Raw genomic sequence first — 22,515 nt, 5'->3', positions numbered from 1 at the left:
GCGTTCCGGTCAGCCGGTCGCGGCCGGCGCGTGCGAACCGGCCAGTTCCAGCAGGCGGCCGGCGATGCGATCGAGCGGCACCACTTCCTGCGCCGCACCGAGCTTGAAGGCCGCGCCGGGCATGCCCCAGACCACGCTGGATGCTTCGTCCTGGACCAGGGTTGGCGCGCCGGCCTGGCGCAGTTCCAGCAGGCCTCGCGCTCCGTCGTCTCCCATTCCGGTGAGGATCGCGCCCACGGCATTGGCGCCGGCGCTCTGCGCGACCGAGCGGAACAGCACGTCGACCGCTGGCCGGTGCCGGTTGACCGGTGGACCATCGTCGATCCGGCAGCGCCAGCGGGCACCGTCGCGGATCACCCGCAGGTGGCGGTCTCCGGGCGGCAGGTAGGCGTGGCCGGGCAGGACCGCTTCGCCATCACTGGCTTCGCGCACCAGCATCTGCGAGTGGCGGTCGAGCCGTTCGACGAACGCGCGGCTGAAGCCGCCGGGGATGTGCTGGGTCAGCACGATCGCCGGCGCATCCGGTGGCATCTGTTCGAGCACGACGCGGATGGCCTCGGTGCCGCCGGCGGAGGCGCCGATCGCGATCAACCGATCGGTGGTGCGGAAACGCGCCGCGGTCGGAGTGGCCGGACGCGCAGTGGCAGCGGGCTCCAGCCGCATCGCGGGCCGTGCCAGTCCCTGCACGCGCGCACGCGCGGCGGCCTTGACCTTGGCGATCATCTCGTTGGCGTATTCGCCCAGGCCGCGCGCCACGTCGAGTTTCGGCTTGGTGACGAAGTCGACCGCACCCAGGGCCAGCGCCTGCAGCGTGATCTCGGCGCCGCGCTCGGTCAGCGAAGACACCATCAGTACCGGCATCGGCCGCAGGCGCATGATGTTCTCGAGGAACGCCAGGCCATCCATGCGCGGCATCTCCACGTCCAGGGTCAGCACGTCCGGGTTGAGGCGCTTGATCTTCTCGCGTGCCAGCAGCGGATCGGCGGCGGTTCCGACCACCTCGATGCCCGGGTCGCTGCCGAGCAGTTCGGTCAGGATCTGCCGGACGACCGCCGAATCGTCGACCACCAGAACCTTGATCTTCTCCATCAGAACAGCTCCACGCCGCCGCTGACCGGGGTGCGCGAAAGGCGCGTGCGCACCGCCGTTTCGGTGGCCGCGACTTCGACGCCGTGCGCGTGCGGCAGGCGGTTGACCATGACCTTTCCGGTCTGCGGGAAGAAGAAGACCTTGCGCGGATGGATGCCGCGCAGGTCCTCGGCGACGACCGGAATGCGCTCGGCGTCCAGGTAGGCGAGCACGAACTCGGCGTTGCGGGTGCCGACCGGATTGCTGGTGAAGCCCTTGAGTACGTTGGCGCCACCGAACACCTTGGCTTCCAGGCGCTTGCGGCTGGCGCCGCGCTTGAGCAATTCGTTGATCAGGATTTCCATCGCATAGCTGCCGTAGCGCGCCGGTGCGCCGTCGCCGGTATTGCCGTCCGGGAGCAGGAAGTGGTTCATGCCTCCAAGTTGCAACGCCGGGTCGCGGATGCACGCGGCCACGCACGAACCCAGGATGGTGACCAGGGCGGTGCCGTCGTCCACCACCAGGTACTGCGTCGGCAGCAGTTTGGCCGCCGGGACCTTGAACTGCGGGTCGCTGTAGCGCATGACCGTATCGGCCTGAAGCGCGATGCCGCTCATGCGCGCGCCGCGGACGGATTGCGCCGGTACAGGGTGCGACCGCAAGGCTGGATCAGGTCGGCCGCGTGCAGGTAGTTTTCCGAGTGCCCGGTGTAGAGCAGGCTCGTGGCGTCCATCTGCGTCACCAGCCGCGAAAGGATGTCGCGCTGGGTCGGCTTGTCGAAGTAGATCATCACGTTGCGGCAGAAGATCGCCGCGAATGGGCCGCCCACGTCGTAGCGCGCGTCGAGCAGGTTCAACGGGCGGAAGTCGACCAGGGCCTGCAGCGCAGGATGGACCCGGCAGCGGCCTTCGTTGGGGCCGGTGCCGCGCTTGAAGTAGCGCCTGCGCGTGTCTTCGTCCAGCCCGGAGATGCGCTCGAGCGGATACACGCCGCGCTGCGCGGTGGCCAGCACCTGGGTATCGATGTCCGTGGCCAGGATGCGCACCGGCGGGGTGAGGGTGCCGAACGCCTCGCAGGCGGTGATCGCGATCGAGTAGGGCTCCTCGCCGGTGGAAGCGGCGCAGGACCAGAGCTTGAGCGGGCCGCCGCCCGATTCGGCCAGTTGCGCGTGCAGGCGCTCGAAGTGGTGCGGCTCGCGGAAGAAGGCGGTCAGGTTGGTCGTCAGCGCGTTGGTGAACGCCTGCCATTCCTCGCCATCCGGATGCGCGTCGAGCTGGTCCAGGTAGTGGCCGAAGTCGGACATGCCGAGCGCACGCAGGCGCCTTGAAAGGCGCCCGTAGACCATGTCGCGCTTGCCCGGTGCCAGGGCGATGCCGGCACGGGCATGGATCATCTGGCAGACCCGGCGGAAGTCGCGATCGGAGAACGGAAACTCGCGCTGGTCCGTTGGGGGGTGCGGCAGATGCGTGGCGCTCATGGGAGGTCCGGTAGGGGGACGGTACGGCCGGGCGGGAAGATTCCCGTCACCTTGAATATCGGCGCGAGGCCGCCGAAGTTGATGGGCGTGCGGTGTGGCTGCAGCACGGCTACTAGTGCGCTGCCTTTTTGTAGGAGCGGGCATGACCGCGACACCGACGCCGCTGGCACAGGCGACGACGACGCGGCTCCGATGCCCTCGGTGTCGCGGTCATGCCCGCTCCTACAAAGAGCAAAGCCCCGGTTTGGACCGGGGCTTCGCCTGTGTCGCACGATCCGGCCTCAGAACTCGGCCCAGTCGGCCTCGTTGAGTGCGGTGTTGCCGGCGGTGCGCGGTGCGGGAGCGCGCGGGGCCGGGGAGCGCGCCGGAGCCTTGCGCGCCGGCAGCGGCACGGCCACCGCTGCGCTGGCCGGGGCATGGGCCACCGCGGCGTCGCCCTCGATCCGGAACACGGCGATGGCCTGGGCCAGCCCGCCGGCCTGTTCTTCCATCGAGCGTGCCGCCGCGGTGGCTTCTTCCACCAGCGCCGCATTCTGCTGGGTGGTCTCGTCCATCTGCACGATGGTCTGGTTGACCTGCTCGATGCCGGCGGCCTGTTCCTGCGAGGCCGCCGAGATCTCGGACATGATGTCGGTCACCCGCTGCACCGAGGCGACCAGCTCGTCCATGGTCTTGCCGGCCTGTTCGGCCAGGGCCGAGCCGTCGGACACCTTGCTGGTGGAGTCCTCGATCAGCGACTTGATCTCCTTGGCCGCGGTGGCCGAACGCTGGGCCAGCGAACGCACCTCGGTGGCGACCACGGCGAAGCCGCGGCCCTGTTCGCCGGCACGGGCCGCCTCGACCGCCGCATTGAGCGCCAGGATGTTGGTCTGGAAGGCGATGCCGTCGATGACCGAGATGATGTCGGCGATCTTGCGCGAGGACGCCTGGATGTCGGTCATGGTGGTGACGACCTGGCCGACGACCTGGCCCCCCTGCGAGGCGACCGAGGCCGCGCCGATGGCCAGCTGGTTGGCCTGGCGGGCGTGGTCGGCGTTCTGCTTGACGGTGGAGGTGAGCTCCTCCATCGAGGCGGCGGTTTCTTCCAGGTTGGCGGCCTGCTGCTCGGTGCGGCGCGACAGGTCGTTGTTGCCGGCGGCGATCTCGGTGGAAGCGACGTTGATCGCGCCGGAGGCCTGCTGGATGCGGCCGACGATCGAGGACAGCTGGGAGACGGTGGCGTTGGCGTCGTCGCGCATGCGGGCGAACACGCCGTGGAAGTCGCCGTCCATGCGCGTGGTCAGGTCGCCATCGGCGATGGAGCGCAGCAGGTGGGAGAGCTGGCCCAGGTTGCGGTCGGAGGTGTCCATCATTGCGTTGAGGCCCTGGACCATGACCTTGAAGTCGTACTGGTAGGCGGACTCGTCACCGCGCATGCTGAAGTCGCCGGCCGACGCGGCCTGCGCCAGCCGCTTGATCTCCACGTTGATCGACTGCAGGGATGCCTTGGCCGCATCCATGGCCTCGTGCAGGAAGGCGCGGCTGCCCGGCAGGCGTCGCGCGTCGTGCGAAAGGTCGCCATGGGCGTACTTCCGCAGCACAGCGATGGCGTCGGTGATCGCATCCAGGTGCTCGAACATCATCGTGTTGATGCCGGCGGCCAGTTCGCCGTACACGCCGGGGAATTCCTCGGGCATGCGATGGGTGATGTCCTCGGCGGCGTGCAGCCGGATCATCTCGTGGGTCTCGTGCGAAAAGCGCTCGAGCATCTGCACCATCTCGTCGGTGGCCTTGAGCATCTGCCCGACCTCGTCGCGGCCGTGGTGGCCGGTGCGAACGCCGAGGTCGCCGCGGGACACCCCCTTGACTGCCGCCAGGGCGCGGCCGATGGAATCGAGCACCGATCCGCCGATCACCCAGCCGATGGCCAGGTTCAGCAGTACCAGCAGGCCGCCGGCGACGGTCATGATCGCGGTGAACTGCAGCGCCTGTGCCTGGGTGTCGTCGACGTAGACGCCGGTGCCCACCACCCAGCCCCACGGCGCATATAGCGCCGCATACGAGGTCTTGGGCACCGGATCCTTCTCGCCGGCCTTGGCCCAGCTGTAGTCGACGAAGCCGCCGCCGCCCCGCGCCGCCGCCACGAACGCGGGGAAGATCGCCTTGCCATCGGGACTGAGCACGTCCGATACCGGCTTGCCGTCCAGGTCCGGCCGGGTCGGATGCATGAGCATCGTCGGCGTCTGGTCGGTGACGAAGAAGTAATCCACGCCCTTGGATGCCTGCATCATCGACAGGGTCTTCAGGGCCGCCGCCTTGGCCTCCTCAGGTTCCAGCTCCCCGGATTCGGCGCGGGCGGTGTAACCCTCGATGACGCCCATCGCCATCTCCACCTGGGCGCGCAGTCCGGCCTGGCGGGTGGAGTTGAGATCGAGGTACTGGATGCGGGCGGCGACGACCGCCAGGGCGACGATGCCGACGGCGACGAAGGCGGTCTGCATCAGGAACTTGCGCTTCATCGGCAAGTTGGAGAGGGCGCGTGACGCGAGGGATCGCAGGCTCATGGGGTAGGACTTCGGGGGGATACCTGGAAGGTATCGGCCGCCAGCGCGCCAACTTTCGGCGAGAGGGGTCCTGCGAGCTGAACCGGGTGATGGATCATGGCGTACGGACCACGGAGAACGGCTCCGGAACTCCGGGCGTCGCGATGGGCTTTTGCCGAACACCACGACGCCGGCATCGGTCCGTCAAAAAAAGAACCCCGGCCTGGGCCGGGGTTCGAACATGCAGGCGATACGCCCGTGCTCAGAACTCGGCCCAGTCGGCCTCGTTGAGGATGGTGGCGGTGTTGCCGGCGGTACGAGGCGCCGCAGCGCGGGCGGAGGCCTTGCGTACCGGGAACTGGACCGCCGTGGTTGAACTGGCCGCGACCGGCGCATGTTTCGCCGCCGCGCCGCCCTCGATCCGGAACACGGCGATGGCCTGGGCCAGCCCGCCGGCCTGTTCTTCCATCGAGCGTGCCGCCGCGGTGGCTTCTTCCACCAGCGCCGCGTTCTGCTGGGTGGTCTCGTCCATCTGCACGATGGTCTGGTTGACCTGTTCGATGCCCGCGGCCTGTTCCTGCGAGGCGGCCGAGATCTCGGACATGATGTCGGTCACCCGCTGCACCGAGGCGACCAGTTCGCCCATGGTCTTGCCGGCCTGCTCGGCCAGGGCCGAACCGTCGGACACCTTGCTGGTGGAGTCCTCGATCAGCGACTTGATCTCCTTGGCCGCGGTGGCCGAACGCTGGGCCAGCGAACGCACCTCGGTGGCGACCACGGCGAAGCCGCGTCCCTGTTCGCCGGCACGGGCCGCCTCGACCGCCGCATTGAGCGCCAGGATGTTGGTCTGGAAGGCGATGCCGTCGATGACCGAGATGATGTCGGCGATCTTGCGCGAGGAGGCACGGATGTCGGCCATCGTCGCGACGACCTTTCCAACCACCTGGCCGCCCTGCGAGGCGACCGAGGCCGCGCCGATGGCGAGCTGGTTGGCCTGGCGGGCGTGATCGGCGTTCTGCTTGACGGTGGAGGTGAGCTCCTCCATCGAGGCGGCGGTTTCTTCCAGGTTGGCGGCCTGCTGCTCGGTGCGGCGCGACAGGTCGTTGTTGCCCGAGGCGATCTCGGTGGAAGCGGTGGAGATGGCCGAGGATGCCCCGCGGATGCGGGAGACGATCGAGGTCAGCTGCGAGACGGTGGCATTGGCATCGTCGCGCATGCGGGCGAACACGCCGTGGAAGTCGCCGTCCATGCGCGTGGTCAGGTCGCCCTGCGACAACGAGGTCAGCAGGCGCGAGACTTCCGACAGGCTCACCGCGTTGGCGTCGAGCAGGGTGTTGAGCTGACTGGCCAGCTGCAGCAGGAAGCCATGCTTGCCTTCGGTGCCGATGCGTCCGGACAGGTCGCCCGCGGCAGCCGCTTCGACGATCCGCGCGACTTCCTGTTCGACATGGATTTCGGTGGTGCGATCGCGCCACTCGGCCACGGTGCCCACGTTCTGCCCCTGGGCATCGCGGATGACCGAGATGTTCTGGAAGAAGACCGCCTCGCCGTAATGCACCTCGCGTTCGCCGCGGCCGTCCTTCTCCAGCTGGCCCAGGAACGCCGGATCGATCTTGCCGCCGTGCTCGAGCACGGTCACCGGCTGGCCGACCAGCGGCCGCGCCGGGTCGATGCCGGGAAGGGCGCCTACGATCTGCTCGGCATAGGAGTCGAGCATGCCGCGCAGGGCGGGGTTGGTGTAGACGACCTGCAGCTCCGGGTCGGTGATGATCAGGCCGGTGGTGGAACTTTCCAGCGCCGTGCGGACGCGCAGGTTCTCGTTGGCCACCTTCTGGTCGCGTTCGGTGCGCTCGCGCAGGTCGTGCTGCATGCGCTGCATCGCCTTGAGCAGGTCGCCGATCTCGTCGCTGCGCGTGGTATCGATGCGGGTGTCGAGCTTGCCACTGGCCACGTCGTTGGCCACGCTGACCGCCCCGCGCATTGCGCCGGTCAGGTTGCGGGCCAGCAGCCAGGCGATCGCCAGGCCACCGCCGATGCCCGCCAGCAGCATGAACAGGGTGACCAGGCTGGACGCGGCATAGGTGCCCTTGGCGTCGTCGCCTGCCTTGTCGGCCTGGCGGTCCGCTTCCTTGATCAGGGCGGTGACGACCGCGCTGGCCTGGTTGTGGCGTTCGGCGGTTTCGCCGAGGAACGTATCGATGGCATCGTCCGGAAGGTCCAGGTCGATCATCTCGTTGACCGAGTCGTACGAGACCTTTGCTTCGGCCCAGGCGGCGACGAATTCACCGTGCAGCTTGCGTTCTTCGTCGCTGCTGGCCAGCTTCGCGTAGTCGGCAACCGCCTCGTCGACTTTCACCGACAGGTCGGCAGTCTGCTTGCGCGCATCCTGCTTGACCGCATCGCTGGCGCGGGTCAGGCCGCGATACGACGCGATGCGGAACTCGCCGAGCAGCGAACGCAGTTCGGCGGCCGTGGACACCGTGTCCATGGTGTTGCCCGCCAGCTGCGTGGTGGCCCGATTCAGCGAAGACAGCCCGTAGTAGGCGCCCAGGCCCTGGACCACCATCAGGACCAGCACCACCCCGAACGCCAGCATGAGCTTGGGCGTGAGCTTGAGGTTCTTCAGCCAATGCATTGAACGTTTCCCCTTTACGTTGCAGCAGGGCAGGCCCGGGCGCGCGATGCGACCGGGCCGGCGTTATTACTTGATGGTCGCCAGCTTGAGGTTCGACGGCGAGGTGACCGCGATCTCGGCACGGCTCGCATCGCGCTGGATGGTGCCGATCACGCACACGTCCTTGCCCTCGAGCTCTTCGGGGCTGGGCTTGAACTTGTTGCGCTGGTCGCCGGGGATGCGGGCGGAGAAGGTGTGGCGCGGGAAGGCGCCGCCCATGTACAGGAAGGTGGGTTCGCCTTCGGAGTTCTGGGCGTAACGGGTCTTCTCCACCTTGCCGCAGACCATGCCGTCCTTGCCCACGAAACGTGCGGCTTGTTCGGCCGGGATGGCGTCGACGGCCAGGGCGGCGACCGGGGCGGCCGCCAGCACGGCGGCGGCGAGGATCAGCATGTGGAAGGTCGGCTTCATTTCAGTACTCCAGGAAAAAGGTGCGGATCCGGGCAAGCGCCCTGTAGGGTGCCTATCGGCGCGCGGCCGCAGGACTTTAGTCAGGCTCAGGCGGCCTCGAGCGAGGGCGCTTCCGCGCCCAGGTCGGTGCTGTCCAGCAGCATTTCGATGTCGAGCAGGATCAGCATCCGCTCGTCGAGCGTGCCGATGCCGCTGATGAAGCGGGTGTCGACCGCGGCGCCGAACTCGGGCTTGGGCCGGATCTGTTCCTGCAGCAGGGGCACCACGTCGGAAACGCCGTCGACCACGATGCCGACCACGCGATCCTTCACGTTGAGCACGATCATCACGGTCAGGCTGTCGTAGCGAGCCTCGCGCAGGCGCAGCTTCAGGCGCAGGTCGATCACCGGCACGATGGTGCCGCGCAGGTTGATCACGCCCTTGATGTATTCGGGGGCATCGGGGACCCGGGTCACCGCGTCGTAGCCGCGGATCTCCTGGACCTTGAGGATGTCGACGCCGTAGTGCTCTTCGCCCAGGGTGAAGGTGAGGAACTCGCCGGGGGTGGGGGTCGGGGTGCTGCTCATGGGTGCGCTCCTGCAGGGCTTGGCCGCGCCTGCGCGCGGATCGGTTCGATGGAAGGATCGGCCGCGGCGGCGGCAACTTTAGCGGCGCTCACACCGCGCGCCGCTCGCGGGCGTTGCGCTGGCGCTCGACCCGGAAGATGTACTGCAGGACCTGCTTCTCCGAATGCGGCGACAGGCCGATGAAGCGGCAGCCGGCGCGCAGGGCTGCGCCCGGTGGCGGGTCCCGGCGGGACACATGCGCCACTTCCAGCTGGACCGGCATCGGATCGATGTCCGGCAGCCGCAGCAGGCAGTCGGACAGCACGGTGCGCGCGGCGAAGCGGCGCTCGTCCTCCTCGCGGACCGCCAGGGCAAGGCCGCCGCCGCTGAGGTCGAGCACCCGGACCTGCAGGGCGGGGTCGCGGTCGGCGACGGCGGGGACCTGCACGGTCACCAGCGGGCCGGGCACCAGCTGCAGCCGGTAGAGTTCGCGCCGCTGCAGCTTGAGCAGCGCTGCCGGCGCCGGTGCGGAGAAGGCGGTCCGCCCGTCGTTGTCGACCCGCACCAGGTCCTGCAGCCGGAACTGGATCCTCACCCGGTCGAGTTGCGAGACACAGGTCAGGTGGTGGGCCGTCACGATGCGCTGGTTGATGCTCTCCTGGTGGTTGCCGTCCACCAGCACGTTGCCGTCGACATCCACGTCCAGCAAAGCGGTCGGGCAGGGCAGCCCGCCGGGCATGATGTGCGCGCTGATCAGGGCTCCGGCCTCGACCAGGGACTGCAGGACGCGCGCGATCTCGCGTGGATCGTGCAGCACGTAGCGTGCGGCATCCTCCAGGTCCTGCGGTTCGGCGAGGGAGTCGTGCATTTCCTGCATCGGAGCTTGCGACGGGACTTCGGTTACCGACGTATCGGCCCGCGGCGGGAAAAATTGACCCGCAAAGCAAGAACCCCGGCCGGAGCCGGGGTTCTTGGACATGCCGCGGTCGTGCCGGCCTCAGAACTCGGCCCAGTCGGCCTCGTTGAGTGCGGTGTTGCCGGCGGTGCGCGGGGCGGGAGCGCGCACCGCCGGGGTACGCGCCGGGGCCTTGCGCGCCGGCAGCGGCACGGCCACCGCTGCGCTGGCCGGGGCATGGGCCACCGCGGCGTCGCCCTCGATCCGGAACACGGCGATGGCCTGGGCCAGGCCGCCGGCCTGTTCTTCCATCGAGCGTGCCGCCGCGGTGGCTTCTTCCACCAGCGCCGCATTCTGCTGGGTGGTCTCGTCCATCTGCACGATGGTCTGGTTGACCTGCTCGATGCCGGCGGCCTGTTCCTGCGAGGCGGCCGAGATCTCGGCCATGATGTCGGTCACCCGCTGCACCGAGGCGACCAGCTCGTCCATGGTCTTGCCGGCCTGCTCGGCCAGGGCCGAGCCGTCGGACACCTTGCTGGTGGAGTCCTCGATCAGCGACTTGATCTCCTTGGCCGCGGTGGCCGAACGCTGGGCCAGCGAACGCACCTCGGTGGCCACGACGGCGAAGCCGCGGCCCTGTTCGCCGGCACGGGCTGCCTCGACCGCCGCATTGAGCGCCAGGATGTTGGTCTGGAAGGCGATGCCGTCGATGACCGAGATGATGTCGGCGATCTTGCGCGAGGAGGCCTGGATGTCGGTCATGGTGGTGACGACCTGGCCCACGACCTGGCCCCCCTGCGAGGCGACCGAGGCCGCACCGATGGCCAGCTGGTTGGCCTGGCGGGCGTGGTCGGCGTTCTGCTTGACGGTGGAGGTGAGCTCCTCCATCGAGGCGGCGGTTTCTTCCAGGTTGGCGGCCTGCTGCTCGGTGCGGCGCGACAGGTCGTTGTTGCCGGCGGCGATCTCGGTGGAAGCGACGTTGATCGCGCCGGAGGCCTGCTGGATGCGGCCGACGATCGAGGACAGCTGGGAGACGGTGGCGTTGGCGTCGTCGCGCATGCGGGCGAACACGCCGTGGAAGTCGCCGTCCATGCGCGTGGTCAGGTCGCCATCGGCGATGGAGCGCAGCAGGTGGGAGAGCTGGCCCAGGTTGCGATCAGAGGTGTCCATCATCGCGTTGAGGCCCTGGACCATGACCTTGAAGTCGTACTGGTAGGCGGACTCGTCACCGCGCATGCTGAAGTCGCCCTGCGCGGCGGCCTGGGACATGCGCTTGATCTCGGAGTTGATCGCGCCGAGGCTGAGCTTGACCGCATCGACCGTGTCGGTCATCACCGCCTTCTCGCCCGGCAGGCGCGCGATGTCCACGGACAGGTCGCCGATCGAATAGCGCCTGATGATGGACAGCGCATCCAGGATCGCATCCACGTGCGCGCCGACCAGCTGGTTGGTGCCGCGGATCATCTGGCCGTACTCGCCCGGGAAGACCGCCTCGTCCATGCGGTAGCTGACCGTGCCTTCGTCGTGCAGGCGCGCCATGTCGTTCTGCGCGGCGATGACTGCCTTGAGCTGCTCCTGCATCGCGCGCATCGACTCCAGCAACTGGCCGGATTCGTCCCTGCTTTCGGCCATGATCACGTTGTCCAGGCGGCCCTGGGCGATCTGGCCGGCGACGCGGGTGGCCTTCTGCAGGGGCTTGGCGATCATGCGGGCGATCTGCCAGCCGAGCAGGCCGGCCAGCACCACCAGCAGGCCCATGCCGATCCAGATCGCGGCCACGGTGCGCTGGTGCGCTGATTCGGCCGCTTGCACCTGCCGATCCAGACCCTGCACATTGAACTCGATCAGCGCCTTGAGCGATTCGGCGAACTGGCGGCGCATCTTGCGCGACTCGCCGCTGGACACGTCCTCGGCCGCCACGAAATCGTCGATGGCGATGGCGGCTGCAATATTGTCGTGGGAGGCGAAGTAGCCGGCGCGCGCCTCCTTCACCGCCTCGTACAGAGCCAGTTCGTCGGCGTCGGACGCGGAAGGAATCGCGTTGTACGCGGCCTCCGCAGCCTCGATGTTCGCGCGGGTGTCGGCGAGGCGCTTGTTGTAGTCGGTGATCTCTTCCGCCAGGCCCTGCTTGCCCAGCTGCGCCAGCTCGTAGGTGCGGTACTCGTTGAGCAGGGACAGCATTTCGCCGAGGTGGACGACGGCGGGCATCCAATTGTTGTTGCTTTCCCGGATCTGGTCGTTGGCGGTGCCCAGGCGCAGCAGCGCGAACAGGCCCAGGGCCACGGTCATGACCGTGGTCGCGGTGAAGGCCAGGGCCAGCTTCCTTGCGATCGGGAGATTGTTGAACCAGTTCATGGCGGAACCTCGAAGCGGGTGGAATGGCCGCGGACCGGTGACGAACCGACGGCGCGAGGAGTTGTTCTCCATTAGCGGCCGGACACGCAAAGGCTTGACAACCCGCGTGCGATCGCGGCCGTTACGTTGGTGGAGCGGAGGCGAAACCCGCGGCTACAGGCGGAAACGACGATGCCCGCCAGGTGGCGGGCATCGTCAACAGTCCCGGTTTGCGCGTCCGGCTGCGTCGTATCAGGCAGCCTGCGGCAGCTGGTGCCGCAGGCGTACCAGCCCGCCGACATCCACGATCAGCGCGACGTGGCCGTCGCCCAGGATGGTGGCGCCGGAAATGCCGGGCACGCGCCGGTAGTTGCGTTCCAGGTTCTTGACCACGACCTGCTGCTGGCCGACCAGTTCTTCCACTTCCAGGGCCAGCTTCTGTCCGTCGCCCTCGACCACCACGACCAGCGATTCGGTGCCCGGATCCTGGAAACCATAGTGGCCGGAAAGCGACAGCAACGGCAGGTACTCGCCACGCACGCGCAGCACGCGGCCATCGCCGGCAACGGTGCGGATGTCGTCGGCTTCCGGTTGCAAGGCCTCGAGCACGTGGTTGAGCGGCAGGATCAGGATCTCGCCGCCGGTGGATACGACCATGCCATCGAGGATGGCCAGGGTCAGCGGCAGGCGGATCACCACGCGGGTGCCACGGCCTTCGCCGCTTTCCAGCTGGACTTCGCCACCCAGCGCCTGGATGTTGCTACGGACCACGTCCATGCCCACGCCGCGCCCGGACAGGTCGGTGACCTGGTCGGCGGTGCTGAAGCCGGCCTGGAAGATCAGATCCCAGACCTGCGCGTCGGTGGGATTCTCGGGAATCGCCAGGCCGCGTTCGGCGGCCTTTTCCAGGATCCGTCCGCGGTTGAGGCCACGGCCGTCGTCGGCGACTTCGATGACGATGTGTCCGCCCTGGTGCGAGGCGGCCAGGGTGATCGTGCCGGTCTCGTCCTTGCCGGCGGCGCGTCGTGCCTCGGGCAATTCCAGGCCATGGTCGATCGAGTTGCGGACCAGGTGCACGAGCGGATCGGCGATCTTCTCGATCAGGCCCTTGTCCAGTTCCGTGCCTTCGCCAATCGTGCGCAGGCGGACCTGCTTGCCCAGCCGCGCCGACAGGTCGCGGACCAGGCGCGGGAAGCGACGGAACACCGCATCGACCGGCAGCATGCGCACGCCGATCACCGCTTCCTGCAGGTCACGGGTGTTGCGTTCGAGCAGTTCAAGCCCGGCGGTGAGGCGTTCGGACAGTCCCGGATCCAGTCCGCCACTGACCTGCTTGAGCATGGCCTGGGTGATGACCAGCTCGCCGACGAGGTTGATCAGCGCATCGACCTTGTCGACGCTGACCCGGATCGAACTCTCCGCTTCGGCGGCAGCCGCGGACGGTGCCGCAGCCGCAGTGCCGGTGGTGGCGGGCGCGGGGGCAGGGGCCGCCGCGACCGCCGCGGTGGCAACCGCGACGGCCGCGACGGCTGGCTGCGGCTGGATATCCAGCGTGCAGTCGTCCACCACCCAGGCGAACACGTCGTCGATCGCGCTGCGCGGCACCTTGGCCTGCAGGCCAAGGTCCCATGCGATGCAGGCTTCCAGCGGGTCAAGCTGGGCGAAGGCGGGCAGGCGCTCGAGCCGGGCGGCCACGTCCAGCGGGCCGAGGTGCTCGAGCTCGCGCAGGATGCGCAGCGGATCGTTGCCGCTCATGAACAGCGACGGCGCCGGCGAGAAGGCGATGTCCCAGCCTTCGGGCTCGGCATCGACCCTGGCTGCGGCCTTCGTTTCGCCGCTGCCGCCCAGTTCCTGCCCCAGGCGCGCGTGGACCGCGGCGACCGCGACCGGATCGGCCGGCTTGCCGTGCTCGGATTCGGCCAGCAGTGCGCGCAGCACGTCGACCGAACCGAGCATCGCGTCCACCGCGCTGGCCGCGAGTGCGCGCTTGCCGGAGCGGATCTCGTCCAGCAGCGTCTCCAGCACGTGGGTCAGCGCGGTCATCTTGTCGAAGCCGAACGTCGCCGCACCGCCCTTGATCGAGTGCGCGGCGCGGAACACCGAGTTGACCACCTCCGGATCCAGGCTGCCGCCTTCGAGGGCGAGCAGGCCGGCCTCCATCGCATCGAGGCCTTCGCGGCTCTCTTCGAAGTAGGTGGCGTGGAAGCGTTGCAGGTCCATGCTCATGGCGACGCGCTCGGTATGGGGTACGGCGGGAGTCAACCGAGGACTTTCTGGACGGTGGCGACCAGCTGCTCGGGGTTGAACGGCTTGACCAGCCAGCCGGTGGCGCCGGCGGCCTTGCCTTCGGCCTTCTTGTCGGCCGCCGATTCGGTGGTCAGCATCAGCATCGGGGTGAAGCGGTAGTCGGGCAGGCCGCGCAGCGCGCGGATCAGCGAGATCCCGTCCATGTTCGGCATGTTCACGTCGGTCACCACCGCGTTGAAGCGCTGGCCCTGCGCGCGGCCCAGTGCGACCTGGCCGTCCTCGGCCTCGTCCACGGCGAAGCCGGCGGAGGTGAGGGCGAAGGAGACCATCTGGCGCATCGAGGCCGAATCGTCCACCACCAGAATGCGTGCGCTCATGCGGGGTTCTCCACGGGTTGCTTCAGTTGCTGTCCGTCGCCGGACGATTCGTTTGTGGCCAGGCCCAGCTGCGTGGACAGGCCCAGCAGGCGGGCGGCATCGCGCAGCGCGTCGCTGCAGGAGGCCAGTTCGGTCTGGCGGCCCTGCTCGCCGCGGCTGAGGAAGAACGCGCACAGCACCTGCATCGCGGCCGTGTGCACGCGCTTGACCGCACTGCCGTCAAGCGCCAGCGCAGGGTCTTCCAGGTGCGCGGACAGGCGTTGTTTCAGGTCGGCGCTGGCTTCGATGCCGAGGTCGTCGCCTAGGGACACGGTGTTCATCGCGTCTCCGGAATTGGGATTGCAACTGGTAGCGGCTGGCATGGCTCGACCTTTAGTGCGCGGCCGCGCCGGTGGGCACGAGCAGTTGCGAGGCGTCGAGCAGGATCACCGGCTCGGCCGACTGCCGGGCGATGCCGCGGAACAGGTCGCTGTGGATGCGGCCGGCGCGGTTGCTGTCCGGCGGTTCGATCTGGTGGTCGGTGAGGTTGACGACGTCCTCCACGGCCGACACGCGCAGGCCCAGGGTTTCGCCTTTCTCCTCCAGCACCACGATCCGGGTGGCGCCCGTGCCCGGCTGCGCTGCCTGGCCCAGGTGCACGCCCAGGTCCATCACCGGCACCACCTGGCCGCGCAGGTTCATGACGCCGAGCATCGCCGGCGGCGTGCCGCGCAGCGGCAGGAGCGGGGTGGCCAGCACGACCTCCTGCACCTTCAGCAGCTCCAGGCCGTAGGCCTGGTTGGCGCAGCGCAGCCGCAGCCAGCGCGAACTGCGGTCGGCGGCGCGGCGGTGGGAGTGGGAGGAGACCGGTTCCTCGGGCTCGAGCGAGGCGGCCGGAGCCGCCGCAATCCTCGGGATCGGGATCGGTGCCGGCTGGACTGGCGTGCGCGGCGGCATCGGCGCGAGCCGGGGCGGCGCCGGTGCCGGTGCGACAGGCAGCGGGGCCGGCTCGATGGGCTTGTGTTCGTCCGCCGGCGCGAGCACCAGCAGTTCGTCGAGGTAATCGTCGAGGGCGGCGGCCGGGATCATGCGGCACGCTCCAGCGCCTGTTCGCCATCGCTGGCCAGGATCCATTCCAGCGCGCGGCGGTAGCTGGACAGCGCGCGACCCGGATAGCCGCCTTCCTCGCCAACCGGCTGCACCAGCTGTTCGGCGTTGCACAGCCGCGTATCGACCGGGATCGCGTCTTCCCACACGCGCTCACCGTGGTCTTCCTGCATCTTGCGCAGCGCGTCCTGGCCGGCGCGGGTGCGGCGGTCGTAGAGGGTGGGCAGGACCGACACCGGCAACGGGCGCCGGCGCGAGCGCTCGACCATCTCCGCGGTGCGGCGCATGCCCGCCAGCCCGTGCAGGGCCAGCGGTTCGGCCTGGGTCGGGATGACCACGCGATCGGCCGCGGCCAGCGCGTTGATCATCAGCAATCCCAGCGTCGGCGGGCAATCCAGCAGCACGTAATCGTGCTGCCCGGCGTGGCGCGTGAGCGCCTGCGACAGGGCCAGGCCCAGGCCGGGCTGGTTGGCGCTGCGGCGTTCCAGCGTGGCCAGCGCGGTCTGCGCGCAGACGTAGGCCAGGTTGGGGATGGCACTGGGGCGCGCCAGCGCCGCCAGCGGCTGCGGCGGGGTGGCGAACAGTTCCAGGACGCCCTCCGGCGCCGGATCGGCGGGGATGCCGAACGCGCGGGTCAGCGAGGAATGGGGGTCCAGGTCGACCAGCAGCACGCGCTCACCGCGCAAGGCCAGGCCTCGGCCCAGGGCCAGGGTGGAGGTGGTTTTTCCCACACCACCTTTCTGGTTGGCGATCGCCCATACGCGCATCGTTCAGTCCTTGTCCTAGGGGTTGGCGCCCACCGGCACCAGGCCGCTGCCCGCGACGGGTGCCGGGGCCACTGCGGTTATCGGCGCCGATGCCACGGTCTTGACCGCATCCTGCGGCCGGGTGTCGTCGTCGGGGCTGGCAAGCACGATCAGGACGACGCGCCGGTTGCGGTTGCGGCCTTCCTCGGACTGGTTGTCCGCGCGTGGCCGGTACTCGCCGTAGCCGACCATCGCCAGCCTTGGCTGGGCGACGCCCTGGCTGGCGAACAGGTGGACCACGCTCGCCGCGCGGGCGGCCGACAGTTCCCAGTTGGACGGGAATTGCACGGTATTGATCGGCCGGTTGTCGGTGTAGCCCTCCACCCGCACCGGGTTGGGCGTGTCGTGCAGCACGGCGGCCAGCTTGGCCAGCACGCCGCGCGCGGACAGGTCCAGGCTCGCCGAGCCGGTGTCGAACAGGATGTCGCTGTTGATCTCCACTTCCAGCCACAGGTCCGAACGCTTGATCGTGATCAGCTTGGCTTCGACCAGCGAGGCCAGCGCGCTTTCCATCTGGGTGGCGATGTCGCCCAGCTGGCGCCGCGCCCGGCGCACGGCGTCGGCGTTGGCCACGTCCATCGGCTGGCCGGTGCGCAGGTGCGAGGCCAGCGAAGGCAGCAGGGTGGGGTTGGGTGCGGGCGAGGGTGCGGACGGGCCCTGCTTGGCGCCGGACTTCATCGGCGATGGCCGGTCGAAGTCGGCGCCCTGCAGTTGCTGGTTGCCCACGTGCACCGGGTTGATCGTGCGGGGTGCGCCGCCGAACGCCGCGTTCAACGCGTCGGCCATGACCCGGTACTTGCCCTCGTTGAGCGAGGAAATCGCATACATGACCACGAAGAAGGCCAGCAGCAACGTCATCAGGTCGGCGTAGGGGATCGCCCAGGCCTCGTGGTTGCCGTGTTCCTCGTGCTTCTTCCTCCGGGCCATCGACGTCGGGCCTCAGTGCAGGAAGCCGGCGAGCTTGGATTCGATGTTGCGCGGATTCTCGCCCTGGGCGATGGCGATGATTCCCTCGATGATCATCTCGCGCTCGCCGGTGCGGCGGGCGATCACGCTCTTGAGCTTGGCGGCCACCGGCAGGAAGAACAGGTTGGCCGAGGCGATGCCGTAGATGGTCGCGGTGAACGCGGCGGCGATGCCGTGGCCCAGCTTGCTCGGATCGGCGAGGTTCTTCATCACCGCGATCAGGCCGAACACCGCGCCGATGATGCCCAGGGTCGGCGCATAGATGCCCATGCCCTCGAACACCTTGGCGGCGGCAAGGTCCTGGTGCTCCTGGCCGTCCAGGTCGATCTCGAGCATGTGCCGGATCTGTTCGGGTTCGACACCGTCGACCAGCATCTGCAGGCCCTTCTTCAGGAACGGGTCGTCCTGCTCGGCCACCTGCTGCTCCAGGCCCAGCAGGCCCTGGCGGCGGGCGATGTTGCTCCACTCCAGGATCTGCGCCATCAGCGTCTCGCGATCGGCGGCCGGCGGCTTCAGGATCCAGCTGGCGATGCGCAGCGCCCGTTTGAACACGGTCGGCGGCGTATGCACGAAGATCGCCGCGATCGTGCCGACGATGACGATGACGAACGCGGCCGAAGACCACAGGGAGCCGAGCCCGGCACCCTTGAGGATGCTGCCGCCAACCAGCGCGACCAGTGCGAGCAGTAGACCGACGAGGCTGAGGATGTCCATGGGACCCGTATCGGCATGGGTCCGGGGGACTTGAGCCGGGATCGGTCGGCGCGGGGTGTTCGGCGGCTGCGACGGCAAGCGGTAACCTGCGCGCAACGACGCGCTGCACGGCGCAGGGCATGCAAGGGAGAAGGATTCATGGTCATGGAACTCGCCTGCCGCTGCGGGCAGGTGCGGGGCGAGCTGGATCCGGCCCGCACCTACGCCCGCGCCACCTGCTACTGCCGCGATTGCCAGGCATTCGCGCGCTTCCTGGGCCAGGCCGGGGTGCTGGATTCCCGTGGCGGAACCGATATCGTGGCGATCGCTCCGGACGGGCTGCGCATCACGGCCGGCAGCGAGCACCTGGCATGCATGTCGATGGGGCCCAAAGGCCTGCTGCGCTGGTATGCGGCCTGCTGTCGCACGCCCCTGGCCAACACCTCGCGCGATCCGAAGCTGTATTACACCGGCGTGGTGTCCTGCGTGGCCGTGGTCCCCGCAGCGCTCGACGCGGCGCTGGGGCCGCGCGACCGGGTCGCCGTGAACACCGGTTCGGCCACCGCCCCCGTCAAGTCATCGCCCCTGCGCTTGCTGCTGTGCGGCCTGCACATCTTCGGGCCGGTCATCGCGTCGCGCCTGCGTGGCCGGCGCGCGGGTGCGCCGTTCTTCGATGGGCAGGGCAGGCCGTCGCGCGAACCGGAAGTGATCAGCCGCGAGCAGCGTGACGCGCTGCGCCGTGGCGGTTCTTCGTGAGCTACTGCCTGGACTCGCGGCACCAGCGCGCGGCGGCGAGACCCGCACGCTGGCCGCTTGCGAAGCAGGCGGTGAGCAGGTAGCCGCCGGTCGGGGCTTCCCAGTCCAGCATCTCGCCGGCGCAGAACACGCCGGGCAGCTCCCGCGACATCAGCCCTTCGTCGAGGGCCTCCAGGCGCACGCCACCGCCACTGCTGATCGCTTCGTCGATCGGGCGGGGGCGACGCAGCGCCAGTGGCAGGCGCTTGAGCGTGGCGGCAATCCGTTGCATGTCCGCGAGCGCATCGGCGTCCAGTACTTCCCGCAGTAGCGCGGCCTTGACGCCCTCGATACCCGCCTGGCGTCGCAGGTGTTCGCTGAGGCTGCGGCCGTTGCGGGGTTTGGCCAGGTCGGCACTCAGGCGCTCCAGCGTCCGACCCGGTACGAGGTCCAGCCACAAGGTCGTCTGTCCGTCGCGGGCGATGGCATCGCGCAACGGCACGGAGAGTGCATAGACCAGGCTGCCCTCGATGCCGGTCGATGTCGCCACGCATTCGCCCTGCAGCGCGTGTTCGACACCGGCTGCGTCGCGCCGGTAAGCCACGACCGGCTTGAGCGGGGCACCGGCATGCCGCGCGGCAAAGTGGCTGCTCCAGCCGACGTCGAAACCGCAGTTGCTCGGCAGCAGCGGCGCGACATCGATGCCGCGATCCTGCAGGGCGGCGACCCAGGCACCGTCGGAACCCAGTTGCGGCCAGCTGCCGCCCCCCAGCGCCAGCACGGTCGCGCCGGCGCGCAGTCGGCGGATCCCCGCAGGGGTCTCGAAACGCAGCGACGTGCCGCTCTCGTCCCACCCCAGCCACCGGTGCTGGACATGGAAGCGAACGCCCTGGTCCTTGAGCCTGCGGACCCAGCCGCGCAACAGCGGCGCGGCCTTGCGGTCCAGCGGGAATACGCGGTCGGACGTGCCGACATAGGTTTCCACGCCCAGCCCGCGCGCCCATTGGCGCAGCTCGTCCGGGCCCAGGTCGCGCAACCAGGCCCCGACCGCGTCCCGGCGCAGGCCGTAGCGCGCGCCGAAGCCGGGCATCGGTTCGGCGTGGGTCAGGTTGAGGCCGCCCTTGCCGGCGATCAGGAACTTGCGCCCGACCGAGCCCTTGGCTTCGAACAGATCCACTTCCACGCCTGCCGCGCGCGCGACCTCGGCGGCCATCAGCCCGGCCGGGCCGCCGCCGACGATCGCGATGCCGGGCAGTGCTTCGACGCCTGACGGTGGATCCTGTACCGGCATGTCCGTGCTCAGTGCGGCCTGACGTCGACCAGTTCGACTTCGAAGACGAGCGATGCACCCGGCGGTATCACCCCGCCCGCGCCGTTGCGCCCGTATGCGAGGTAGGAAGGAATCAGCAGCGTGCGCGTGCCGCCCACGTGCATGCCGGCGACACCGTCGTCCCAGCCGCGGATCACCTGGCCGGCGCCGAGCAGGAAGGTGAACGGCTCGCCGCGGTCGCGGGAACTGTCGAACTTCGCGCCGCGCTTGTCGGCCGCGCCTTCGTCGTACAGCCAGCCGGTGTAATGCACGGTCACGTCGCTGCCGGCGGTGGCGACGGCGCCGCTGCCGACCTGCTCGTCGACGCGCTGCAGCTCGGCCACGCTGCCGCCGGGTGGCGGACCCTGGTCGGCCTGGCAGGCGGACAGAAAAAGGACTGAAAGCAGGCAGAGCAGGGCGGGGATGCGGCGCATGGCAGGGGTCGATTCGAGGGGCGGCAAGGGTAACCGATGCGATGCACGGCCGGCCGGCGCGGCGCCGGTATCATGCGCCCATGACGAAACGCCTGTTCAACCTGCGCAACGTGCCCGACGACGAGGCCGACGAGGTGCGCGATCTGCTGACCGCGCACGCGATCGAGTGGTATGAAACCGCTCCCGGTCCGTGGGGCATTTCCTCACCCGCCCTGTGGCTGCAGGACGCCGATGCCTATCCGCAGGCCAGGCGCCTGCTCGACGACTACCAGCAGGCCCGGCGCGAACAGGCCCGGGAACACGCCCGCCAGCACGGGAGCGAGCGGTTCATCGACCTCCTGCGCCGCCGGCCCGGCTACGTGCTGCCCCGGCTCGCGGCCATCGTGGCGATCGTCCTGCTGATGCTGGCCTTGCCCTGGCTCCTGCTGCGCTGACCCTCCTCCGTTTGTGCCCGAAGCCCTTGGGACGCACTGGTGATCCGGGCGCGACGGACGCATCCGCTCAGCGGGCAGTGCAGGGCGCGCGCCTACAATACGGGCCATGATCAACGCTGCCGCCTACCACTTCACCCACGTCGAGGACCCGCGCGGCCTCGCCGACCACCTGCACGAGGCCGCCGGGTCGGCGGAGCTCAAGGGGACGGTCCTGGTCGCCGTCGAAGGCATCAACCTGTTCCTGGCAGGCGAGGAGCAGCCCCTGCATGCGTTCGTCGATGCGCTGCGCGCCGATCCGCGTTTCGCCGGCCTGCAGGTCAAATACAGCGCCAGCACCCGGCAGCCGTTCGCCCAGCTCAAGGTCAAGGTCAAGCCCGAGATCATCAGCTTCCGCCATCCGCAGGCCACGCCGCTGGCCGTCGACGGGCGCGCCCCGTCGATCGACCCGGCAACCCTGGCGCGCTGGCTGGGGCAGGGCGGGCGCGACGACAACGGCCGCGCCGTGGTCATGCTCGACACCCGCAACCAGCAGGAAGTGGAGCACGGAACCTTCGCCGGCGCCCTGACCCTGCCGATCACCCGCTTTACCGAACTGCCGGACGCCTTGCTCCCGCATCGCGACGCGCTGCGTGATGCAACCGTGGTGAGTTTCTGCACCGGCGGCATCCGCTGCGAGAAGGCGGCCCTGTGGATGCGCCAGGATGGCATGGACAACGTGCTGCAGCTCGAAGGTGGAATCCTCAACTACTTCGAGCAGGTCGGTGGGCTGGGCTACGAGGGCAACTGCTTCGTGTTCGACGAGCGCGTGGCGCTGGATCCGCAACTGCGCCCGCAGGTGGAGTGACCGGCGAACCCGCCGGCGCGACCGGGCCTGAAGAAAATTCACGGGAAGGCTTGCGCGTCCCTCAAAGGCTGCATACAATTTCGCTCCTCAGCTCGTGGGGCCATAGCTCAGCTGGGAGAGCGCTTGCATGGCATGCAAGAGGTCGCCGGTTCGATCCCGGCTGGCTCCACCAAATTCTCGCCTTCGGGCGGAAGAGCGACCAGGTAACACGTCCCCATCGTCTAGAGGCCTAGGACATTACCCTTTCACGGTAGCGACCGGGGTTCGAATCCCCGTGGGGACGCCATACAAGCAGACGGGCCCGCAGAAATGCGGGCCCGTTTTCTTTTGGCGATGCCCGGAGCGGGTCATCGAGGCATGGGTCAGCGCTGCTGCTTGTGCTGTTCGTCCTGCTGCGGACGCTGCTGCGGGTTGTGACCCTTCTGGCCTTCCGGATCCTGCCATTGCTGCTGCTGGCGGTTCTGGTCGGGCTCGGGCTTCGGGTGCTGGCGTTGCTGATCGTTCTGGTTTTTCTGGTTCTTCATGATCGTGCGGTTCCAACGCGCGGCCTGATCGACCGCGTGGACAGCATCCGGCACGGCCGGTAAAGCACGAGTGGAGCGATCGCTAGCTTTGCGTGATGCGTTCACCTGCAGCGGTTCCAGGCAGCCATTCATCC

The 22,515-nt window shown here is 68.9% G+C and carries 22 protein-coding genes and 2 tRNA genes; 5 read left to right on the top strand and 19 right to left on the bottom strand.

All coding sequences use genetic code 11. The features are described 5' to 3' along the window. Positions 1–9 precede the first annotated feature (9 nt). The 16 genes from MNQ95_RS14825 to MNQ95_RS14750 all read right to left on the bottom strand — a co-directional run bounded on the left by MNQ95_RS14825 (position 10) and on the right by MNQ95_RS14750 (position 18,122). On the bottom strand, positions 10–1,089 hold the full coding sequence (locus tag MNQ95_RS14825) for a protein-glutamate methylesterase/protein-glutamine glutaminase (protein WP_241953331.1): 1,080 nt from the start codon (positions 1,087–1,089) through the stop codon (positions 10–12). Then, a complete protein-coding gene (gene cheD / locus MNQ95_RS14820) occupies positions 1,089–1,685 on the bottom strand; it encodes a chemoreceptor glutamine deamidase CheD (protein WP_162410986.1) in 597 nt (198 codons plus the stop codon). Before cheD ends, MNQ95_RS14825 begins: the two co-directional genes overlap by 1 nt. Further along, entirely contained in the window at positions 1,682–2,545 is an 864-nt protein-coding gene (locus MNQ95_RS14815) for a CheR family methyltransferase (protein ID WP_241953330.1), read from the bottom strand. The genes cheD and MNQ95_RS14815 overlap by 4 nt, the downstream gene beginning before the upstream one ends. 281 nt (positions 2,546–2,826) lie before the next feature. After that, positions 2,827–5,088 (bottom strand): methyl-accepting chemotaxis protein, encoded by a 2,262-nt coding sequence (locus MNQ95_RS14810; RefSeq protein WP_241953329.1) that lies wholly within the window; start codon positions 5,086–5,088, stop codon positions 2,827–2,829. A 241-nt stretch (positions 5,089–5,329) separates the two neighbouring features. Then, entirely contained in the window at positions 5,330–7,702 is a 2,373-nt protein-coding gene (locus tag MNQ95_RS14805; protein ID WP_241953328.1) for a methyl-accepting chemotaxis protein, read from the bottom strand. A 66-nt stretch (positions 7,703–7,768) separates the two neighbouring features. Next, complete coding sequence (locus tag MNQ95_RS14800; protein WP_162410432.1) at positions 7,769–8,152, bottom strand: hypothetical protein; 384 nt, start codon at positions 8,150–8,152, stop codon at positions 7,769–7,771. A gap of 86 nt (positions 8,153–8,238) precedes the next feature. After that, positions 8,239–8,718: a chemotaxis protein CheW gene (locus tag MNQ95_RS14795; RefSeq protein WP_241953327.1), complete on the bottom strand. Its 480-nt coding sequence runs from the start codon at positions 8,716–8,718 to the stop codon at positions 8,239–8,241. A gap of 88 nt (positions 8,719–8,806) precedes the next feature. Next, positions 8,807–9,565: a flagellar brake protein gene (locus MNQ95_RS14790; RefSeq protein ID WP_241953326.1), complete on the bottom strand. Its 759-nt coding sequence runs from the start codon at positions 9,563–9,565 to the stop codon at positions 8,807–8,809. 129 nt (positions 9,566–9,694) lie between these two features. Next, complete coding sequence (locus MNQ95_RS14785; protein ID WP_241953325.1) at positions 9,695–11,947, bottom strand: methyl-accepting chemotaxis protein; 2,253 nt, start codon at positions 11,945–11,947, stop codon at positions 9,695–9,697. Between the two features lie 231 nt (positions 11,948–12,178). Further along, positions 12,179–14,152, bottom strand: a complete 1,974-nt coding sequence (locus tag MNQ95_RS14780) for a chemotaxis protein CheA (RefSeq protein WP_162410436.1) — start codon at positions 14,150–14,152, stop codon at positions 12,179–12,181. A 32-nt stretch (positions 14,153–14,184) separates the two neighbouring features. Then, positions 14,185–14,550 carry a response regulator gene (locus MNQ95_RS14775; RefSeq protein ID WP_162375500.1) on the bottom strand — a complete coding sequence of 122 codons (366 nt, stop codon included), beginning with the start codon at positions 14,548–14,550 and terminating at the stop codon, positions 14,185–14,187. Then, positions 14,547–14,870 (bottom strand): STAS domain-containing protein, encoded by a 324-nt coding sequence (locus tag MNQ95_RS14770; protein WP_241953324.1) that lies wholly within the window; start codon positions 14,868–14,870, stop codon positions 14,547–14,549. The genes MNQ95_RS14775 and MNQ95_RS14770 overlap by 4 nt, the downstream gene beginning before the upstream one ends. A gap of 52 nt (positions 14,871–14,922) precedes the next feature. Continuing rightward, a complete protein-coding gene (locus MNQ95_RS14765; RefSeq protein ID WP_425605679.1) occupies positions 14,923–15,618 on the bottom strand; it encodes a chemotaxis protein CheW in 696 nt (231 codons plus the stop codon). Continuing rightward, positions 15,615–16,403, bottom strand: a complete 789-nt coding sequence (locus MNQ95_RS14760; RefSeq protein ID WP_162410440.1) for a ParA family protein — start codon at positions 16,401–16,403, stop codon at positions 15,615–15,617. Before MNQ95_RS14760 ends, MNQ95_RS14765 begins: the two co-directional genes overlap by 4 nt. Before the next feature lie 15 nt (positions 16,404–16,418). Continuing rightward, the gene (gene motD / locus MNQ95_RS14755; RefSeq protein WP_425605678.1) at positions 16,419–17,369 is read right to left on the bottom strand and encodes a flagellar motor protein MotD; all 951 of its coding nucleotides are present in this window, start codon (positions 17,367–17,369) and stop codon (positions 16,419–16,421) included. A 12-nt stretch (positions 17,370–17,381) separates the two neighbouring features. Further along, positions 17,382–18,122, bottom strand: coding sequence for a flagellar motor protein (locus tag MNQ95_RS14750; RefSeq protein WP_162410442.1), 741 nt, complete (start codon positions 18,120–18,122; stop codon positions 17,382–17,384). A 144-nt stretch (positions 18,123–18,266) separates the two neighbouring features. Between MNQ95_RS14750 and MNQ95_RS14745 the strand changes: the two genes are divergently transcribed. Next, a complete protein-coding gene (locus tag MNQ95_RS14745; RefSeq protein WP_241953323.1) occupies positions 18,267–18,857 on the top strand; it encodes a DUF6151 family protein in 591 nt (196 codons plus the stop codon). A gap of 1 nt (position 18,858) precedes the next feature. Here the strand turns inward: MNQ95_RS14745 and MNQ95_RS14740 are convergent, their stop codons facing one another. Next, positions 18,859–20,127 (bottom strand): TIGR03862 family flavoprotein, encoded by a 1,269-nt coding sequence (locus MNQ95_RS14740; protein WP_241953322.1) that lies wholly within the window; start codon positions 20,125–20,127, stop codon positions 18,859–18,861. A gap of 8 nt (positions 20,128–20,135) precedes the next feature. Next, positions 20,136–20,570: an FKBP-type peptidyl-prolyl cis-trans isomerase gene (locus MNQ95_RS14735; RefSeq protein ID WP_238390357.1), complete on the bottom strand. Its 435-nt coding sequence runs from the start codon at positions 20,568–20,570 to the stop codon at positions 20,136–20,138. A gap of 89 nt (positions 20,571–20,659) precedes the next feature. Here MNQ95_RS14735 and MNQ95_RS14730 point away from each other — a divergent pair, with 89 nt between their 5' ends. The 4 genes from MNQ95_RS14730 (at position 20,660) to MNQ95_RS14715 (ending at position 22,143) form a co-directional block, all read left to right on the top strand. Continuing rightward, entirely contained in the window at positions 20,660–21,013 is a 354-nt protein-coding gene (locus tag MNQ95_RS14730) for a DUF6164 family protein (protein ID WP_162410445.1), read from the top strand. A 106-nt stretch (positions 21,014–21,119) separates the two neighbouring features. Further along, a complete protein-coding gene (locus MNQ95_RS14725; protein ID WP_241953321.1) occupies positions 21,120–21,857 on the top strand; it encodes a sulfurtransferase in 738 nt (245 codons plus the stop codon). Positions 21,858–21,953: 96 nt separating this feature from the next. Next, positions 21,954–22,029: transfer RNA gene (locus tag MNQ95_RS14720), tRNA-Ala, on the top strand. Between the two features lie 38 nt (positions 22,030–22,067). Further along, a tRNA-Glu gene (locus MNQ95_RS14715) sits at positions 22,068–22,143 on the top strand. A gap of 76 nt (positions 22,144–22,219) precedes the next feature. On the opposite strand, the gene MNQ95_RS14710 is transcribed toward MNQ95_RS14715, so the two are convergent. Then, the gene (locus tag MNQ95_RS14710) at positions 22,220–22,513 is read right to left on the bottom strand and encodes a hypothetical protein (protein ID WP_241953320.1); all 294 of its coding nucleotides are present in this window, start codon (positions 22,511–22,513) and stop codon (positions 22,220–22,222) included. Positions 22,514–22,515 lie beyond the last annotated feature (2 nt).

The sequence above is a fragment of the Pseudoxanthomonas daejeonensis genome (assembly GCF_022637495.1).
Taxonomy (GTDB): domain Bacteria; phylum Pseudomonadota; class Gammaproteobacteria; order Xanthomonadales; family Xanthomonadaceae; genus Pseudoxanthomonas; species Pseudoxanthomonas daejeonensis.
This window is presented reverse-complemented; position numbering and strand designations above follow the sequence as displayed.

Excerpts from the sequence above, each read along its gene's own strand:
- MNQ95_RS14825 (WP_241953331.1), bottom strand. The coding sequence starts at position 1,089 with ATGGAGAAGATCAAGGTTCTGGTGGTCGACGATTCGGCGGTCGTCCGG.
- cheD (WP_162410986.1), bottom strand. The coding sequence starts at position 1,685 with ATGAGCGGCATCGCGCTTCAGGCCGATACGGTCATGCGCTACAGCGAC.
- MNQ95_RS14815 (WP_241953330.1), bottom strand. The coding sequence starts at position 2,545 with ATGAGCGCCACGCATCTGCCGCACCCCCCAACGGACCAGCGCGAGTTT.
- MNQ95_RS14810 (WP_241953329.1), bottom strand. The coding sequence starts at position 5,088 with ATGAGCCTGCGATCCCTCGCGTCACGCGCCCTCTCCAACTTGCCGATG.
- MNQ95_RS14805 (WP_241953328.1), bottom strand. The coding sequence starts at position 7,702 with ATGCATTGGCTGAAGAACCTCAAGCTCACGCCCAAGCTCATGCTGGCG.
- MNQ95_RS14800 (WP_162410432.1), bottom strand. The coding sequence starts at position 8,152 with ATGAAGCCGACCTTCCACATGCTGATCCTCGCCGCCGCCGTGCTGGCG.
- MNQ95_RS14795 (WP_241953327.1), bottom strand. The coding sequence starts at position 8,718 with ATGAGCAGCACCCCGACCCCCACCCCCGGCGAGTTCCTCACCTTCACC.
- MNQ95_RS14790 (WP_241953326.1), bottom strand. The coding sequence starts at position 9,565 with ATGCACGACTCCCTCGCCGAACCGCAGGACCTGGAGGATGCCGCACGC.
- MNQ95_RS14785 (WP_241953325.1), bottom strand. The coding sequence starts at position 11,947 with ATGAACTGGTTCAACAATCTCCCGATCGCAAGGAAGCTGGCCCTGGCC.
- MNQ95_RS14780 (WP_162410436.1), bottom strand. The coding sequence starts at position 14,152 with ATGAGCATGGACCTGCAACGCTTCCACGCCACCTACTTCGAAGAGAGC.
- MNQ95_RS14775 (WP_162375500.1), bottom strand. The coding sequence starts at position 14,550 with ATGAGCGCACGCATTCTGGTGGTGGACGATTCGGCCTCGATGCGCCAG.
- MNQ95_RS14770 (WP_241953324.1), bottom strand. The coding sequence starts at position 14,870 with ATGAACACCGTGTCCCTAGGCGACGACCTCGGCATCGAAGCCAGCGCC.
- MNQ95_RS14765 (WP_425605679.1), bottom strand. The coding sequence starts at position 15,618 with ATGATCCCGGCCGCCGCCCTCGACGATTACCTCGACGAACTGCTGGTG.
- MNQ95_RS14760 (WP_162410440.1), bottom strand. The coding sequence starts at position 16,403 with ATGCGCGTATGGGCGATCGCCAACCAGAAAGGTGGTGTGGGAAAAACC.
- motD (WP_425605678.1), bottom strand. The coding sequence starts at position 17,369 with ATGGCCCGGAGGAAGAAGCACGAGGAACACGGCAACCACGAGGCCTGG.
- MNQ95_RS14750 (WP_162410442.1), bottom strand. The coding sequence starts at position 18,122 with ATGGACATCCTCAGCCTCGTCGGTCTACTGCTCGCACTGGTCGCGCTG.
- MNQ95_RS14745 (WP_241953323.1), top strand. The coding sequence starts at position 18,267 with ATGGAACTCGCCTGCCGCTGCGGGCAGGTGCGGGGCGAGCTGGATCCG.
- MNQ95_RS14740 (WP_241953322.1), bottom strand. The coding sequence starts at position 20,127 with ATGCCGGTACAGGATCCACCGTCAGGCGTCGAAGCACTGCCCGGCATC.
- MNQ95_RS14730 (WP_162410445.1), top strand. The coding sequence starts at position 20,660 with ATGACGAAACGCCTGTTCAACCTGCGCAACGTGCCCGACGACGAGGCC.
- MNQ95_RS14725 (WP_241953321.1), top strand. The coding sequence starts at position 21,120 with ATGATCAACGCTGCCGCCTACCACTTCACCCACGTCGAGGACCCGCGC.
- MNQ95_RS14710 (WP_241953320.1), bottom strand. The coding sequence starts at position 22,513 with ATGAATGGCTGCCTGGAACCGCTGCAGGTGAACGCATCACGCAAAGCT.